Genomic DNA, 16,093 nt, shown 5'->3' with positions numbered 1-16,093 from the left:
TCACGCCGGCAGCTCACCGGCCGCATCGAGCAGCTGGGCCACGCCCGCGGCCCGGTCGGTCAGGTGCAGCCGCAGCACCGGACGGTCTCGTCCGGCGAGCGCCTGCCGGTCGCCGGCGGCCTGCGCCGCCTGCAGCTCCCCGAAGGAGTACGGCTTGCCGGGCACCGGCAGATCATCGGTGACCGCTCCGGTCACCTGAAGATAGCTGCCGACCTGCGGGCCGCCCTTGTGATACTGGCCGGTGGAGTGCAGGAACCGCGGACCCCAGCCGAAGGTGACCGGGCGGTTGGCCGCGGCGGCCAGCAGCGGCCGCAGCCGGCCCGCGTCGGCGTCGGCGAACCGGTCCAGGTACGCCATCACCGCGAGGTACCCGTCGTCGCCCAGCCCGTCGAGCAGCCAGCGCAGCACGCCGACCAGGTCGCCCGGTGCGCCCGCCGGCGCGTACACCTCGATCGCGCCCTCGGTGAACGACGGCGCCTCCGCCGGCGGACCCGAGGCCAGGATCTTGTTGGTGTTCTCCTTGGACTCGGTGACGTTCGGCTGGTTGAACGGATCGATGCCGAGCACCACGCCGGCCACCGCGGTGGCGTACTCCCAGGCCAGGAACTGCGCGCCGAGCGGGCCGTTGACCGCCACGTCCGGGTCGATCCCGCCACCGGGCACCTGGCCCGGGGCCATCGCACCGCCGTAGCTCACCGTCAGCACGTCCGAACCCTTGGCGCCGGGGCTCTGCGGCGACTCCACCACCACCGGCAGGATGCCCACCCCGGCCTTGCCGGTCGACTCGGCGATCAGCTGCTCGGCCCAGTCGCCGAACCCGTCGATGCCGGAGCCGTCGGAGACCAGGGCGACCTTGTCCCGGGCCAGGGTGGCGGCGGCGCCGAGCGCGGCGCCCAGCGCCAGGGACGGGTTGTCCCGGTCGCCGCCGAGCGACGCGGCGAGCGCGTCGGCCTGGTCGAGCAGCTCGACCACCTCGACGCCGGCCAGCGCCGACGGGACCAGCCCGAACGCGGTCAGCGCCGAGTACCGGCCGCCGACGTTCGGGTCGGCGAGCACGGTGAACGCGCCCATCTCGGCGGCGGTCTGCTCCAGCGGCGAACCCGGGTCGGTGACGATGACGAAGTGCCGCCCGGCCTCCTCCTCGGTCATCCCGGCGTCCAGGAAGGCCTGCCAGTAGGCCCGGCGGTGGCTGTCGGTCTCCACCGTCGAGCCGGACTTGCTCGCCACCACCACGACCGTGCGCTCCAGCCGGTCGCCGAGCGCCGCCCGGACCTGGCCGGGGTCGGTGGTGTCCAGCACGGTCAACGGCCGGCCGAGGGTCCGGGTGATCACCTCAGGGGCCAGCGAGGAGCCGCCCATCCCGGCGAGCACCACGTGGTCCAGGTCGGCCAGCTCCGCCTTCAGCTCGGCGAGCTGGGGGAGCAGCTCCCGGCTGCGCTGATGGGTGTCCATCCAGCCGAGGCGGATCTTCGCCTCGGCTTCGGCGTCCGGGCCCCAGAGGCTCGGGTCCTTCGCGGCCAGCTTGCCCGGTACGCCGGCGGAGACCACCGCGTCGCGGGTCGACGCCGGGGCGGACCGGTCGACCGCGTCCGCCCCGTGCACGGTCAGTCCGGCGGCCGACTCGGCCGGCGTGGAGAGCAGGTCACTCACGCGTTGCCCCCCGCCTGCGCGGCGGCCTTCGCGTTGCCCTTCGCCGCGCGACCCGGGGCGCCCGCGCCCTGCGCGGCCGACTCCAGCGACTTACGCACGCCGTCGAGCAGCTCCAGCCAGCTGGCCTCGAACTTCTCCACGCCCTCACGCTCCAGCACGCCGATCACGTCGGTCATGTCCACGCCGACGGCCTCGAGGTCGGTGAAGACCTTGCGGGCCGCGTCGTAGGCGCCGGTGATGGTGTCGGGGCGGGTCTCGCCGTGGTCGGCGAAGGCGTGGATGACCGACTCCGGCATGGTGTTCACCGTGCCGGGGGCGATCAGCTGCTCGACGTAGACGACGTCCCGGTAGTCCGGGTTCTTGGTCGAGGTGGAGGCCCAGAGCGGCCGCTGCGGGTGCGCTCCGGCGTCGGCGAGCGCCTGCCACCGGTCCGAGGAGAAGACCTTGCCGTAGCGCTCGTACGCCAGCTGGGCGTTGGCGATGGCGGCCTTGCCGCGCAGCGCCTTGGCCTCGTCCGAGCCGAGCTTCTCCAGTCGCTTGTCGACCTCGGAGTCGACCCGGGAGACGAAGAACGACGCCACCGAGCCGATCTTGCTCAAGTCGTGGCCGTTCGCCTTCGCCTGCTCCAGGCCGGCGAGGAACGCCTCCATCACCTCGGAGTAGCGGTCCAGCCCGAAGATCAGCGTGACGTTGACGCTGATCCCCTCGGCGAGGGTCGCGGTGATCGCCGGGATGCCGGCCTCGGTGGCCGGGATCTTGATGAAGAGGTTCGGCCGGTCGATCAGCCACCAGAGCGCCTTCGCCTCGGCGACGGTCTTCTCGGTCTCGTGCGCCAGCCGCGGGTCGACCTCGATGGAGACCCGGCCGTCCACCCCCGCGCTCTTGTCGAAGGAGGGGCGCATCACGTCGCAGGCCCACCGCACGTCGTACGTGGTGAGCATGCGGACCGCCTCTTCGACCTCCACCCCCCGAAGGGCGAGTTCGCGCAGCTGCCAGTCGTACTCGTCGGCCTCACCCAGGGCCTTCGCGAAGATGGTCGGGTTCGTGGTCACCCCGGCCATGTGGTTCTCCCGGCGCAGCTTGTCCAGCCCACCGGTGCTCAGCCGTGCCCGGGAAAGATCGTCGAGCCAGATCGCCACCCCAGCGGCGCTGAGCTCTGCCAGCCTGTCCGTCATGCCGTCCACGCTCCCCTCAGTTGCCGGTCGTGAAACCGGTGATGTCGCCCACCCGGGTCAGCGCCGCGTGCGCGGCGGCCACGATCCGGTCGGGGGTGAACCCGAACTGCTCGAAGAGCACCGAATGCGGTGCACTCGCCCCGTAGTGCTCCAGACTGACGGTCTCGCCGCAGTCGCCGACGATGGCGCGCCACGACATGGCGATGCCCGCCTCGACGCTCACCCGTGCCTTTACCCCGCGTGGCAGCACCGACTCCCGGTACGCCTCGTCCTGCTCGAAGAACCACTCCTGGCAGGGCATGGAGACGACCCGGGTGGGAGTCCCGTCGGCCTCCAGGCGCTCCCGGGCGGTCAGGCAGAGCTGCACCTCGGAGCCCGTGCCGACGATGATCACCTGCGGCTTGCCGGTGGACGCCTCGGCCAGCACGTAGCCGCCCTTGGCGACGCCCTCGACGCTGCCCAGGGTGCTGCGGTCCAGGGTCGGCAGCGCCTGCCGGCTGAGCGCCAGCGCCGTCGGCCGGTCGGTGTGCTCCAGCGCCTGCCGCCACGCCCAGGCGGTCTCGTTGGCGTCGGCGGGGCGGACCACGTCCAGGCCGGGGATGGCCCGCAGCGCGGTCAGGTGCTCGACCGGCTGGTGGGTCGGGCCGTCCTCACCGAGGCCGATCGAGTCGTGCGTCCAGACGTAGGTCACCGGCAGCTTCATCAGCGCGGCGAGCCGCACCGAGGGGCGCATGTAGTCGCTGAACACCAGGAAGGTGCCGCCGTACGGCCGGGTGCCGCCGTGCAGCGCGATACCGTTGAGGATCGCGCCCATCGCGTGCTCGCGGATGCCGAAGTGCAGCGTGCGGCCGTACTCGTGGCCGGGGAAGTCCTTGGTGGCGTGGGTGGCCGGGATGAACGACGGCTCGCCCTTCATCGTGGTGTTGTTGCTCTCCGCCAGGTCGGCCGAGCCGCCCCAGAGCTCGGGGAGCACCGGCGCCAGCGCCTCCAGCACCTTGCCGGAGGCGGCCCGGGTGGCGATGCCCTTGGCGTCCGCCGGGAACTCCGGCAGCGCCTCGGTCCAGCCGTCGGGGAGGACCCGCCCGGCCATCCGCTCGTAGAGCGCGGTGCGCTCCGGGTTGGCCTTCGTCCAGCCCTCGAACGCCTGGGTCCACTCCTGCGCCGCCTGCTCGCCACGCTTGAGCACCTGGCGGGCGTGCCCCAGCACCTCCTCGTCGACCTCGAAGCTCTGCGCCGGGTCGAAGCCGAGGATCTGCTTGGTGGCGGCCACCTCGTCGGCGCCGAGCGCCGAACCGTGGATCTTGCCGGTGTTCTGCTTGTTCGGCGCGGGCCAGCCGATGATGGTGCGCAGCGCGATGAAGGAGGGGCGGCCGGTCTCGGCCTTGGCCGCCTGCAGCGCCCGGTAGAGCGCCTCCACGTCCTCGTGGTAGTCGCCCTGGTCGGCGTCGCCACTGCGCCAGTCCACGGTCTGCACGTGCCAGCCGTACGCCTCGTAGCGGGCCGCCACGTCCTCGCTCTTGGCGATCCGGGTGTCGTCCTCGATCGAGATCTCGTTGTCGTCGTAGATCAGCGTGAGGTTGCCCAGCTGCTGGTGGCCGGCGAGCGCGGAGACCTCGTGGCTGATGCCCTCCTCGATGTCACCGTCCGAGGCGATGCACCAGATGTTGTGGTCGAAGACCGAGCTGCCCGGCTCGGTCTCCGGGTCGAACAGGCCGCGCTCGCGGCGGGCGGCCATCGCCATCCCGACCGCGTTGCCGAGGCCCTGGCCGAGCGGCCCGGTGGTGGTCTCGACGCCCGGGGTGTGCCCGTGCTCCGGGTGACCCGGCGTGAGCGAGCCCCACTGCCGCAGCGACTTCAGGTCCTCCAGGCTCAGCGGGTAGCCGGAGAGGAACAGCTGGATGTAGAGGGTCAGGCTGGAGTGCCCGGCGGAGAGCACGAACCGGTCCCGGCCCGGCCAGTTCGGGTCCGCCGGGTTGTGCCGCATCACCCGGTTGAAGAGCAGGTACGCCGCGGGCGCCAGGCTCATCGCGGTGCCCGGGTGGCCGTTGCCGGATTTCTCCACGGCGTCCATGGCGAGCACGCGGGCGGTGTCGACGGCCCGACGGTCGAGATCGGACCAGTTGAGTGCGGACTCGGGTTGATTGGCAGCCACGATCGTGTGCTCCTCGGGAGATGGGCGGAACCCTCACTGATGACCCTATCGAGCGGTGCTAAACGTCCGCCCGGGGATCACTGCATGCTCTTCTGTACTCCGGTGGCGGGATGCACGAAAGTGCCCGCGGTGTGACGGCCCGCACCGTTGCCGGGTCGGCCGGGCAGCCAAAACGACAGCGCGTAGTGTGTGGGGCGGTGTGGGGCCCGACCTGGGTCCGGCCGATCCCGATCTCCCGTGCCGACGCCGGAAGGTGGCAATCCGTGAGCATGATCACCGAGCGCCCCGTCAGCGACCCCGCCGGGCAGCCGCCCGTGCGGGCGGCGGAGGGTTCGGTCACGCCGCGGCGGGACGTGCGGGCGATCGTCGGGGCGTACGTGGCGCTGACCAAGCCTCGGATCGTCGAGCTGTTGCTGGTCACCACCGTGCCGGCGATGATGCTCGCCGCCGGTGGGCTGCCGTCGCTCTGGTTGGTCGCCGTGGTGCTGATCGGCGGATCACTCGCGGCGGGCGCGGCCAGCGTGCTCAACTGCTACATCGACCGGGACATCGACCAGTTGATGCGGCGCACCAAGCGGCGCCCGCTGCCCGCGCACACCGTGTCACCGCGCAATGCGCTGATCTTCGGGCTGGTGCTGGCGGTGATCTCGGTCGCCCTGATGGCCGTCTTCACCAATCTGCTGGCCGCCGGGCTCACCCTGGCCGCGATCGCGTACTACGACCTGGTCTACACGCTCTGGCTCAAGCGGACGACGCCGGCGAACACCTTCTGGGGCGGCGCCTGCGGGGCCGCGCCGGTGCTGATCGGCTGGGCCGCGGTCACCGGCTCGCTCGCGCCGGCCGCGTGGGGGCTCTTCGCGGTGGTCTTCTTCTGGCAGATGCCGCACTTCTACCCGCTGGCGATGAAGTACAAGGACGACTACGCCCGGGCCGGGATCCCGATGCTGCCGGTGGTCGCGTCGGTCCGCCGGGTCAACACCGAGATCCTGATCTTCGCCTGGCTGACCGTGCTGACCTCGCTGGCGGTGTGGCCGCTCGGCATGAGCGCCATCTACGGCGTGCCGACGCTGGTGGTGGGGGCCATCTTCCTGGTCGAGGCGCACCGGCTCTGTGGCCGGGCGGCGCGCGGCGAGGCGGTCAAGCCGATGCGGCTCTTCCACTGGTCGACCACGTACCTGACCATCCTCTTCGCCGCGGTCGCGCTCGACGCGCTGCTCTGAGGTCTCCCTCGCCCGGCGCGACGGCCGGCCCGGGGCTCGGGGTACCTGCTGACAAATCATCATCATGGATGAGTTGTCCGAGTTTGACGTCACATCCAAGCAACTATCGGCATGAGTCGGATGGGCTCAACCTGTGCCGGCTCCTGCTGATTCGTCGATAAGTTTTACCGCTGTAAGTCCGGATAAAACCGGGCGAACTACCTGTGGCCTTCCTTAAACCGTCAGGTAATTGGCATCACAAAAGCTTCATGGTTGTCGCCCGCCTGGGTGGAAGTCTGCTTAGGCTTCGCGTCATGGCAGATGGTTCCGATACGACGCTGACGGCTGAGCACACCGAACCGGCCCCCACCGGGCTGGTCGCGGGAATCAAGTCGTTCGCCGCCGGACACGGCGGTGCGAAGGCGGTCATCGAGTACGTCGGCAAGCGCGGCGCTCGCATCGTCCTCGTGGGTGAGGACGGGGCGTGGGGCGACCAGTTCGCGGACGACACCGTCGTCGCGCGGGACGCCTGCGCCAAGGCGGGAGTCACCGTGGAGAACGCCTGGGAGCGGGAACTCATGGACCAGATGCGGCCGAGCAACGACCTCTGGCGGTCGATGGCCCGTCGCGCGATGGCCCGTTGATAAATTGACCAACCACCACCAGTCGACCCGGGGGGAACCCCGGGTCGCCCTTATCACCTGTACCGAGCTGGCCGACCTCGACCCGGACGACCGGTTGCTGCTGGCCCCGCTGGCCGGCCGGGGGATTGTCGCCGAGGCGGCGGTCTGGGACGACCCCGCCGTCGACTGGTCCGGCTACCACCTCGCGGTGCTCCGTTCACCGTGGGACTACGCGCTGCGCCGCGACGAGTTCGTCGCCTGGGCGGCCACCGTGCCGGCGCTGGTCAACCCGGCCGACGTGGTCCGCTGGAACACCGACAAGCGCTACCTGGCCGAGTTGTCCGCCGCCGGGATCCCGACGGTGCCCACGGGGTGGGTGGCGCCGGGGGAGTCCTGGCAGGCCCCCGCCGGGACCGGCGAGTACGTGATCAAGCCCGCGGTGAGCGCGGGCAGTCAGGACACCGGCCGCTACGACCTGGCGGACCCGGCACACCGGGAGCTGGCGGCGGCGCACGTCCGGCGGCTGTCGGACGCCGGTCGGGTCACCATGGTCCAGCCCTACCTGAGCGCGGTGGACACCGCGGGCGAGACGGCGCTGCTCTTCATGGCCGGCCCGGACGGGCTGGCGTTCAGCCACGCCATCCGCAAGGGCCCGATGCTCACCGGGCCCGACCTGGGTGTCGACGGGCTCTACAAGCCCGAGGAGATCACCTCCCGGGCGGCCAGGCCGGACGAGCTGGTCGTCGCGGAGAAGACCCTGGCGGCGGTGCCGGGCGGCGCGGAGCGGCTGCTCTACGCCCGGGTGGATCTCATCCCGGGCCCGGACGGGTCGCCGGTCCTGGTGGAGCTGGAGCTCACCGAGCCGTCGCTCTTCCTGGCCCACGCGGAGGGCGCTCCCGACCGGCTCGCCGAGGCGATCGTCACCCACCTGGCCCGCCGGGCCTGATCTCCCTCCGGGCGCGTGCCGGCGCAGTCAGCCTTGCGCTCGCCGCCGCCCTACGTTGTTCCGCCTTTGCTCTGCTTCAACGACAGAAACACCCACCGTCCGGTATTCGGACGGTGGGTGTTTCCTCGGGTGCAGCAGAGCAAAGCGGGTGGACGGTGCCCCCAGCCCTCGCCCGCTTGCCATGGGCCGGCCGCCGTGGCGGCCGGGTGGGGTCAGGCGGCGGCGGTGACCGGCTCGGGGGCCGGGGTGGGCGTGGTGCTCGGCGCGATCGGCCGGCGCTCGCGGGTCGACCACTGCACGTGCAGGGTGGCCAGCAGCACCAGGCAGGAGCCGAGCATGTGCGCGCCGACCAGCACCGCCGGCAGGTGGGTGAAGTACTGCACGAAGCCGATCAGGCCCTGACCCAGCTCCACGGCGAGCAGCACCAGCGCGGCCCGGTACGCGCGGTCGGCGCCCACCGCGCGGAACGCGAAGACCAGCGCCACCGAGAGCCCGATCAGCAGGAAGACGCCGTCGGCGTGCACCTGGGAGATCGTCTCCGGGTCCAGCCCGTTGCGCGCCGCACCCTGGTCGCCGGCGTGCGGACCGCTGCCGGTGACCCAGGTGCCGACCACCAGCACGGTCGCGCCGACCAGCGTGGTGATCCGCGCGAGGGTGCGCAGCGGGCCGGGAACGGTGGGCGTCGCCGGCCCGTCCGGGTCGACGATCCGCCGCCAAAGGGCGTACGCGGCGGCGATCACCGCCATCGAGGCGAGGAAGTGCAGGCCGACCACCCACGGGTTGAGGTTGGTCAGCACGGTGATGCCGCCGACCACCGCCTGGGCCGGGATGCCGAGGAAGACCGCGACCGCCAGCGGCAGCAGCCCGCGCCGGCGGGGCCGGTGCGCCAGCACCGCGAGCACGGTGGCGAACGCGATGATGCCCACCGCGAAGGTGAGCATCCGGTTGCCGAACTCGATCGCCCCGTGCGCGCCCATCTCGGTGGTGGCGACGTAGGACGCGTCGGTGCACCGGGGCCAGGTGGGGCAGCCGAGACCGGACGCGGTCAACCGGACCGCCCCGCCGGTGACCACGATGCCGACGTTCGCGATGATCGAGGCCAGCGCGAGCCGGCGCAGCAGGGTGGTGGAGACCGGGAACCGGACGGATCGCTTCACGGAGCGAATCCTACGCACTGTAGTTGATCCACGATCGGGTGACTCCGCCCGCTCGGTGTCGGGGATCACCGGGACCCGGGTTTGCGGCCCCTAGGTGAATTACGTAACGTTGGCGTTGTGAAAAAGGCGGCAGGGGTCTCGGGGCACCGGTCGGCGACCGCTCCGGTCGCCGGTCAGCCCGTGCCCGCAGGCGCGGCCGCCGACCTCTCCACCCGTGGCCGGGTCACCCAGCTGCTGCTGGAGCAGGGGGCGACCACCGCCGCCCAGCTCGGGTCGGCGCTCGGGCTCAGCCCGGCCGGCATCCGCCGGCACCTCGACGCGATGCTCGCTGACGGTGACGTGATCGCCCGGGAGCAGACCGTCCAGGGTCACCGGGGCCGGGGTCGCCCGGCCAAGGTCTTCGTGCTGACCGAGGCAGGCCGCGGCCGCTGCGGCACCCACCACTACGACAACATGGCCACCGCCGCGCTGCGCTGGATCGCCAGCACCGGCGGCCCCGAGGCGGTCGAGGTGTTCGCCGCCGAGCAGGTCTCCGCCCTGGAGGCCCGCTGCCGGGCCGCCATGGAGGACGCCGGCGACGACCCGCTCGCCCGGGCGGAGGCGCTCGCCGGGGCGTTGACCGCCGAAGGTTACGCTGCCAACGCGTCCACGATCGCCTCCGGCGGTCAGCTCTGCCAGCACCACTGCCCGGTGGCGCACGTGGCCGCCGAGTTTCCCCAGCTGTGCGAGGCTGAGACCGCGGTGATCTCCCGTCTGGTCGGCACCCACGTGCAGCGCCTGGCCACCATCGCGCACGGCGACGGGGTGTGCACCACGCACATCCCGACCCAGCCCGGGCGTGCCCAGTCCGGAAAGACCGTCACCACCACTGTGAGGACAGATAAATGACCGAGCAGATCGTCCAGCCCCTGACCCAGGAGGAGCAGCTCGCCGCTCTGGGTCGCTACGAGTACGGCTGGGCCGACCCGGATGCCGCCGGGGCCGCCGCCCAGCGCGGCATCAACGAGGCGGTGGTGCGGGACATCTCGGCGAAGAAGAACGAGCCGGCCTGGATGCTCGACCTGCGGCTGAAGGGCCTGCGGCTGTTCGACCGCAAGCCGATGCCGGCCTGGGGCGCCGACCTCACCGGGATCGACTTCGACAACATCAAGTACTTCGTCCGGTCCACGGAGAAGCAGGCCACCAGCTGGGAGGACCTGCCCGAGGACATCAAGAACACCTACGACCGGCTGGGCATCCCCGAGGCGGAGAAGCAGCGGCTGGTCGCCGGTGTCGCGGCGCAGTACGAGTCCGAGGTCGTCTACCACAAGATCCGTGAGGACCTTGAGGAGCAGGGCGTCATCTTCCTGGACACCGACACCGCGCTGCGCGAGCACGAGGACATCTTCAAGGAGTACTTCGGCACGGTGATCCCGGTCGGCGACAACAAGTTCGCCGCGCTGAACACCTCCGTGTGGTCCGGTGGCTCGTTCATCTACGTGCCGAAGGGCGTGCACGTGGAGATCCCGCTGCAGGCCTACTTCCGGATCAACACGGAGAACATGGGCCAGTTCGAGCGGACCCTGATCATCGTCGACGAGGGCGCCTACGTGCACTACGTCGAGGGCTGCACCGCGCCGCTCTACTCCTCCGACTCGCTGCACAGCGCGGTCGTCGAGATCATCGTCAAGAAGAACGCCCGGTGCCGCTACACGACCATCCAGAACTGGTCGAACAACGTCTACAACCTGGTGACCAAGCGCGCCGTCTGCCAGGAGGGCGCGACCATGGAGTGGGTCGACGGCAACATCGGCTCCAAGGTCACCATGAAGTACCCGGCGGTCTACATGCTCGGCGAGCACGCCAAGGGCGAGGTGCTCTCGGTGGCCATGGCCGGCGAGGGTCAGCACCAGGACGCCGGCGCCAAGATGGTGCACGCCGCGCCGCACACCAGCAGCACGATCATCTCCAAGTCGATCGCCCGGGGCGGCGGCCGCACCTCCTACCGCGGCCTGGTCCAGGTGATGGAGGGCTCGCACCACAGCCGGAGCACGGTCAAGTGCGACGCGCTGCTGGTCGACACCATCTCCCGCTCGGACACCTACCCGTACGTCGACATCCGCGAGGACGACGTGGCGATGGGGCACGAGGCGACCGTCTCCAAGGTCAGCGAGGACCAGCTCTTCTACCTGATGAGCCGGGGCATGAGCGAGGACGAGGCGATGGCGATGATCGTTCGCGGCTTCATCGAGCCGATCGCCAAGGAGCTCCCGATGGAGTACGCGCTGGAGCTCAACCGCCTGATCGAGCTCCAGATGGAGGGCGCGGTCGGCTGACCCCGGCCGACCCTCGCGCGGCCCGGACCCGTCGCGCCGCGTCGCGACCAGCCCGATTGACCCTCCGATCAATCGCAGAACAGACCAAGGAAGAGATGACTACCCAGGCTTCCGCGCCGCCCAGCACCAAGTCGCAGGCGCTCCGCTCGTACGACGTCGCCGACTTCCCGGCCCTCACGGGCATGGAGGAGGATTGGCGCTTCACCCCGCTCAAGCGGCTGCGCGGGCTGGTCGGCGGGGCTCAAGCCGCGACCGGCACCCTCCGGCACGAGTACGGCGACCTGCCCGAGGGCGTCACCGTCGGCCGGATCGCCAAGGACGACCCGCGGGTGGGCAGCGTGCTCACCCCGGTCGACCGGGTCAGCGCGCTGGCGTACGGCGGGGCCGCTGAGGTGCTGCTGGTGCAGGTCGCCCGCGACGCGGTGGTCCCGGCGCCGGTGAACCTGCGCGCGGTCGGCGGCGGCGTCGACGGGCTGGCCTTCGGGCACACCTTCGTCGAGGTGGGCCGGTTCGCCGAGGTGACCGTGGTGCTGGAGCACGTCGGCTCCGCGACCCTGGCCGACAACGTCGAGGTCGCGGTCGCCGACGGCGCGAAGCTGACCCTGGTCACCGTCGCCGACTGGGCCGACGACGCGGTGCAGGCGCAGCACCTGAAGGTCAAGCTGGGCCGGGACGCCAAGGTGGTGCACATCCAGGTCTCGCTCGGCGGTGACCTGGTCCGGCAGTACACCTCGGTGGAGTACACCGACCGCGGTGGCGAGGCCGAGCTGTACGGCGTCTACTTCGCCGACTCCGGCCAACACCTGGAGCACCGTCAGCTGGTCGACCATTCGGTGCCGGACTGCCGCAGCTACGTCGGCTACCGGGGCGCCCTGCAGGGCGAGAGCGCGCACACCGTCTGGGTGGGTGACGTGCTGATCCGGGCCGAGGCGACCGGCACCGACACGTACGAGATCAACCGGAACCTGCTGCTCACCGACGGCGCCCGGGCCGACTCCGTGCCCAACCTGGAGATCGAGACCGGCGAGATCGCCGGCGCCGGGCACGCCAGCGCCACCGGCCGCTTCGACGACGAGCAGCTGTTCTACCTGATGGCCCGGGGCATTCCGGAGAGCGAGGCCCGCCGGCTGGTGGTCCGCGGCTTCTTCGCCGAGCTGATCAACAAGATCCCGGTCGAGGAGCTGCGCGAGCGGCTCGGTGCGGCGATCGAGGATCGGCTCGCCAAGGCGGGCGCCTGATGATCCGGATCTGCTCCACCGAGGACGTCCCGAAGGGCACCGCGATCAGCGCGGACATCGACGGGACCCAGGTCGCCCTGGTGCACGGCGAGGACGGCAACTTCTACGCCGTGTACGACGAGTGCTCGCACGCCGCGGTCGCCCTCTCCGAGGGCGAGGTCGACGGCTGCACGCTGGAGTGCTGGCTGCACGGCTCCCGTTTCGACCTGCGTACCGGCGAGCCGACCGGGCTGCCCGCCACCGAACCCGTACCCGTCTATCCCGTCGAAGTCCGCGACGGCGACATCTACGTCAGCCTGACGCCGAGCAATGGAGTGACCCGTTAAATGAGCACCCTGGAGATCCGCGACCTGAAGGTGTCGGTCAAGCTGCCCGAGGGTGAGCTCAAGCCGATCCTGGCCGGTGTCGACCTGACCGTGCGCTCCGGTGAGACGCACGCCATCATGGGTCCGAACGGCTCCGGCAAGTCCACCCTGGCCTACTCGATCGCCGGCCACCCCAAGTACGAGATCACCGGCGGCTCGGTGACCCTCGACGGTCAGGACGTGCTGGCCATGTCCGTGGATGAGCGGGCCCGCGCCGGCCTCTTCCTGGCCATGCAGTACCCGGTCGAGGTGCCCGGCGTGTCGGTGGCCAACTTCCTGCGTACCGCCAAGACCGCCATCGACGGTGAGGCGCCGAAGCTGCGCACCTGGGGCGGCGAGCTGCGCGGGGCCATGGAGCGGCTGCAGATGGACCCGGCGTTCGCCCAGCGCAACGTCAACGAGGGCTTCTCCGGCGGTGAGAAGAAGCGGCACGAGATCGTGCAGCTGGAGCTGCTCAAGCCGAAGATCGCGATCCTCGACGAGACCGACTCCGGCCTCGACGTCGACGCGCTGCGCGTGGTCAGCGAGGGGGTCAACCGGGTCCGCGACACCGGCGACACCGGCATGCTGCTGATCACCCACTACACCCGGATCCTGCGCTACATCAAGCCGGACTTCGTGCACGTGTTCGTGGCTGGCCGGATCGTCGAGCAGGGCGGCTCGGAGCTGGCCGACAAGCTCGAGGACGAGGGCTACGAGCGTTACGCCGCCGGGGCCGGCTCGGCGCGGGCCTGACAGACAGAGGACCAGTTGAGATGACCACCATCGCGATCCCGCCCGGGATGCCGCAGTACGACGACGTGCCGCGATACGACGTGGCGAAGGTGCGCGCCGACTTCCCGATCCTGGACCGGGAGATCAACGGGCACCGGCTGGTCTATCTCGACAGCGCCAACACCTCGCACAAACCGCGGCAGGTGCTCGACGTGCTCGCCGAGCACTACGCCCGGCACAACGCCAACGTGTCCCGCTCGGTGCACACCCTGGGCACCGAGGCCACCGAGGCGTACGAGGGCGCGCGGGCCAAGGTCGCCGCGTTCATCAACGCGCCGAGCCCGGACGAGGTGGTGTTCACCAAGAACTCCACCGAGGCGATCAACATCGTGGCGTACGCGTTCTCCAACGCGTCGCTGCGCTCGGTCGCCGACCCGCGGTTCCGTCTCGGTCCGGGGGACGAGGTGGTGATCTCCGAGATGGAGCACCACTCGAACATCGTCCCGTGGCAGCTGCTCTGCGAGCGCACCGGCGCCACGCTGCGCTGGTTCCCGGTCACCGACCAGGGCCGGCTGGACGAGTCCGGCCTGGACGACCTGGTCACCGAGCGGACGAAGATCGTCTCGCTGGTGCACATGTCGAACATCCTCGGCACGGTCAACGCCACCGCGCGGATCACCCAGCGGGTCCGTGAGGTGGGGGCGCTGCTGCTGCTGGACTGCTCGCAGTCGGTGCCGCACCTGCCGATGGACGTAATCGACTACGACGCGGACTTCATCGTCTTCACCGGGCACAAGATGTGCGCCCCGACCGGCATCGGCGTGCTCTGGGGCCGGTCCGAGCTGCTGGCGGCCATGCCGCCGGTGTTCGGCGGTGGCTCGATGATCGAGACGGTGACGATGGCGGGCTCGACGTTCGCCGCGCCGCCGGCCCGGTTCGAGGCGGGCACCCCGCCGATCGCCGAGGCGGTGGCCCTCGGGGCCGCGGTCGACTATCTCTCCGGCATCGGCATGCGGGCCATCCAGTGGCACGAGAAGGAGTTGACGGCGTACGCGCTGGAGGCTCTCGGCACGGTGCCCGGCCTGCGGATCTTCGGTCCGACGGTGCCGGTGGGCCGGGGTGGGACCATCTCGTTCGCGCTCGGCGACGTGCACCCGCACGACGTGGGTCAGGTGCTCGACTCACTCGGCGTGCAGGTGCGGGTGGGCCACCACTGCGCCCGCCCGGTCTGCACCCGCTTCGGGGTGCCGGCCACCACCCGGGCCTCGTTCTACCTCTACACCACCACCGAGGAGATCGACGCTCTGGTGGGCGGTCTGGAGCAGGTACGGAAGGTGTTCAGCTGATGCAGCTCGACCAGCTTTACCAGGAGATCATCCTGGACCACTACAAGCATCCGCACGGGCGGGGGCTGCGCGACGCCGACGCCCCGGGCGACCGCACCGCCGAGGCGCACCACGTCAACCCGACCTGCGGGGACGAGGTGACCGTGCGGGTCGCCACCGACGGTGCGGTGCTCACCGACATCTCGTACGACGGGATGGGCTGCTCGATCAGCCAGGCGTCGGCGAGCGTGCTGTACGAGCTGCTGCGCGGTCGGGGCGCCGGGGAAGCATTCGAGGTGCACGGGGCGTTCGTCGAGTTGATGTCCGGGCGTGGGCAGGTCACGCCGGACGAGGACGTGCTCGGTGACGGGGTGGCGTTCGCGGGCGTGGCCCGCTACCCCGCCCGGGTCAAGTGCGCGCTGTTGCCGTGGATGGCGTTCAAGGACGCCGCGGCACGCGCCGGGGTGGGCGCGAGCCCGGAGGTGAAGGCATGAGCAGCGAGGAAATCGCCACCGCGGCGACGCCGGCGACCGGCGACGCCACTGCGGCGCCGCAGACCGACGCCGTGACGAGCGACGCGACGCCGGGTGCCGGCGACGCCACGCCGTCGACCGGAGTCAGCAAGGCGATGATCGCCGACATCGAGGAGGCGATGAAGGACGTCGTCGACCCGGAACTCGGCATCAACGTCGTCGACCTGGGCCTGGTCTACGGTGTGCACGTCGACGACGAGAACGTCGCCACCCTGGACATGACGCTCACCTCGGCGGCCTGCCCGCTGACCGACGTGATCGAGGACCAGGCGCGGCAGGCGCTGACCACCGGCCCGGGCGGCGGCCTGGTCAACGACATCCGGATCAACTGGGTCTGGCTGCCGCCGTGGGGGCCCGACAAGATCACCGACGAGGGCCGGGACCAGCTCCGCTCCCTCGGCTTCAACGTCTGACGTCGTACGACACCAATCGAGCGCGGCGCCCCGCCCGGGGCGTCGCGCTCGATTCGTTCCCGCTCCCGCCGCTCCGCGCGCCCCCACCCGGGGACACCCTGCGCACGTCGCCCCCTACGGTCCGCGCCTGCGCGCCTCCGCCTCCGCCTCCGCAAGATCGTGCTCGATCCTGGATCTAGTGGTCTCGCCGCTTCTTGGGTTCAAGGGGTTGTTGCAACGGGGTGGATCTTCGTGAGGATGAGGGTTCATGTCGGGGAGACGGTTGTCGTCCGGGGAGCGGGCGCAGAT

15 protein-coding genes are annotated in these 16,093 nt (G+C 71.0%); 11 read left to right on the top strand and 4 right to left on the bottom strand.

Annotated features, from left to right (window positions below):
* Genes ACIBBA_RS17370 through tkt form a run of 3 tightly spaced genes read right to left on the bottom strand, consistent with a single transcriptional unit; the run spans position 1 to position 4,977 of the window.
* Positions 1 to 1,650, bottom strand: a complete 1,650-nt coding sequence (locus tag ACIBBA_RS17370) for a glucose-6-phosphate isomerase (protein WP_396698297.1) — start codon at positions 1,648 to 1,650, stop codon at positions 1 to 3.
* Positions 1,647 to 2,825: a transaldolase gene (tal, locus tag ACIBBA_RS17365; RefSeq protein ID WP_396698295.1), complete on the bottom strand. Its 1,179-nt coding sequence runs from the start codon at positions 2,823 to 2,825 to the stop codon at positions 1,647 to 1,649. Before tal ends, ACIBBA_RS17370 begins: the two co-directional genes overlap by 4 nt.
* A 16-nt stretch (positions 2,826 to 2,841) precedes the next feature.
* The gene (tkt, locus tag ACIBBA_RS17360; protein ID WP_396698293.1) at positions 2,842 to 4,977 is read right to left on the bottom strand and encodes a transketolase; all 2,136 of its coding nucleotides are present in this window, start codon (positions 4,975 to 4,977) and stop codon (positions 2,842 to 2,844) included.
* 263 nt (positions 4,978 to 5,240) lie between these two features.
* Between tkt and ACIBBA_RS17355 the strand changes: the two genes are divergently transcribed.
* From ACIBBA_RS17355 to ACIBBA_RS17345, 3 genes are all read left to right on the top strand, one after another.
* Positions 5,241 to 6,197, top strand: a complete 957-nt coding sequence (locus tag ACIBBA_RS17355) for a heme o synthase (RefSeq protein WP_396698291.1) — start codon at positions 5,241 to 5,243, stop codon at positions 6,195 to 6,197.
* Between the two features lie 293 nt (positions 6,198 to 6,490).
* Positions 6,491 to 6,820 (top strand): hypothetical protein, encoded by a 330-nt coding sequence (locus ACIBBA_RS17350; RefSeq protein WP_350872693.1) that lies wholly within the window; start codon positions 6,491 to 6,493, stop codon positions 6,818 to 6,820.
* A 4-nt stretch (positions 6,821 to 6,824) separates the two neighbouring features.
* On the top strand, positions 6,825 to 7,745 hold the full coding sequence (locus ACIBBA_RS17345; RefSeq protein ID WP_396698289.1) for a RimK family alpha-L-glutamate ligase: 921 nt from the start codon (positions 6,825 to 6,827) through the stop codon (positions 7,743 to 7,745).
* 212 nt (positions 7,746 to 7,957) lie between these two features.
* Here ACIBBA_RS17345 and ACIBBA_RS17340 read toward each other — a convergent pair whose 3' ends face one another.
* Entirely contained in the window at positions 7,958 to 8,920 is a 963-nt protein-coding gene (locus ACIBBA_RS17340; RefSeq protein WP_396698287.1) for a heme A synthase, read from the bottom strand.
* 99 nt (positions 8,921 to 9,019) lie between these two features.
* Here ACIBBA_RS17340 and ACIBBA_RS17335 point away from each other — a divergent pair, with 99 nt between their 5' ends.
* The 8 genes from ACIBBA_RS17335 (at position 9,020) to ACIBBA_RS17300 (ending at position 15,805) form a co-directional block, all read left to right on the top strand.
* The gene (locus ACIBBA_RS17335) at positions 9,020 to 9,790 is read left to right on the top strand and encodes a helix-turn-helix transcriptional regulator (protein WP_396698285.1); all 771 of its coding nucleotides are present in this window, start codon (positions 9,020 to 9,022) and stop codon (positions 9,788 to 9,790) included.
* A complete protein-coding gene (sufB, locus tag ACIBBA_RS17330) occupies positions 9,787 to 11,217 on the top strand; it encodes a Fe-S cluster assembly protein SufB (protein ID WP_396698283.1) in 1,431 nt (476 codons plus the stop codon). The genes ACIBBA_RS17335 and sufB overlap by 4 nt, the downstream gene beginning before the upstream one ends.
* A gap of 95 nt (positions 11,218 to 11,312) precedes the next feature.
* On the top strand, positions 11,313 to 12,455 hold the full coding sequence (sufD, locus tag ACIBBA_RS17325) for a Fe-S cluster assembly protein SufD (RefSeq protein ID WP_396698281.1): 1,143 nt from the start codon (positions 11,313 to 11,315) through the stop codon (positions 12,453 to 12,455).
* Complete coding sequence (locus tag ACIBBA_RS17320) at positions 12,455 to 12,781, top strand: non-heme iron oxygenase ferredoxin subunit (protein WP_350872704.1); 327 nt, start codon at positions 12,455 to 12,457, stop codon at positions 12,779 to 12,781. Before sufD ends, ACIBBA_RS17320 begins: the two co-directional genes overlap by 1 nt.
* Positions 12,782 to 13,555: a Fe-S cluster assembly ATPase SufC gene (gene sufC, locus ACIBBA_RS17315; protein ID WP_357050610.1), complete on the top strand. Its 774-nt coding sequence runs from the start codon at positions 12,782 to 12,784 to the stop codon at positions 13,553 to 13,555. It abuts the gene before it with no gap.
* Between the two features lie 20 nt (positions 13,556 to 13,575).
* Positions 13,576 to 14,880 carry a cysteine desulfurase gene (locus ACIBBA_RS17310; RefSeq protein WP_396698279.1) on the top strand — a complete coding sequence of 435 codons (1,305 nt, stop codon included), beginning with the start codon at positions 13,576 to 13,578 and terminating at the stop codon, positions 14,878 to 14,880.
* Complete coding sequence (gene sufU, locus ACIBBA_RS17305) at positions 14,880 to 15,353, top strand: Fe-S cluster assembly sulfur transfer protein SufU (RefSeq protein ID WP_396698277.1); 474 nt, start codon at positions 14,880 to 14,882, stop codon at positions 15,351 to 15,353. The genes ACIBBA_RS17310 and sufU overlap by 1 nt, the downstream gene beginning before the upstream one ends.
* Positions 15,350 to 15,805, top strand: a complete 456-nt coding sequence (locus ACIBBA_RS17300; protein ID WP_396698275.1) for a metal-sulfur cluster assembly factor — start codon at positions 15,350 to 15,352, stop codon at positions 15,803 to 15,805. Before sufU ends, ACIBBA_RS17300 begins: the two co-directional genes overlap by 4 nt.
* Positions 15,806 to 16,093: the final 288 nt, after the last annotated feature.

It is taken from the genome of Micromonospora sp. NPDC051006, assembly GCF_044456245.1.
GTDB lineage: Bacteria > Actinomycetota > Actinomycetes > Mycobacteriales > Micromonosporaceae > Micromonospora.
The sequence above is the reverse complement of the archived record's forward strand: the minus strand, read 5'-3'. Positions and strand labels throughout refer to the sequence as shown.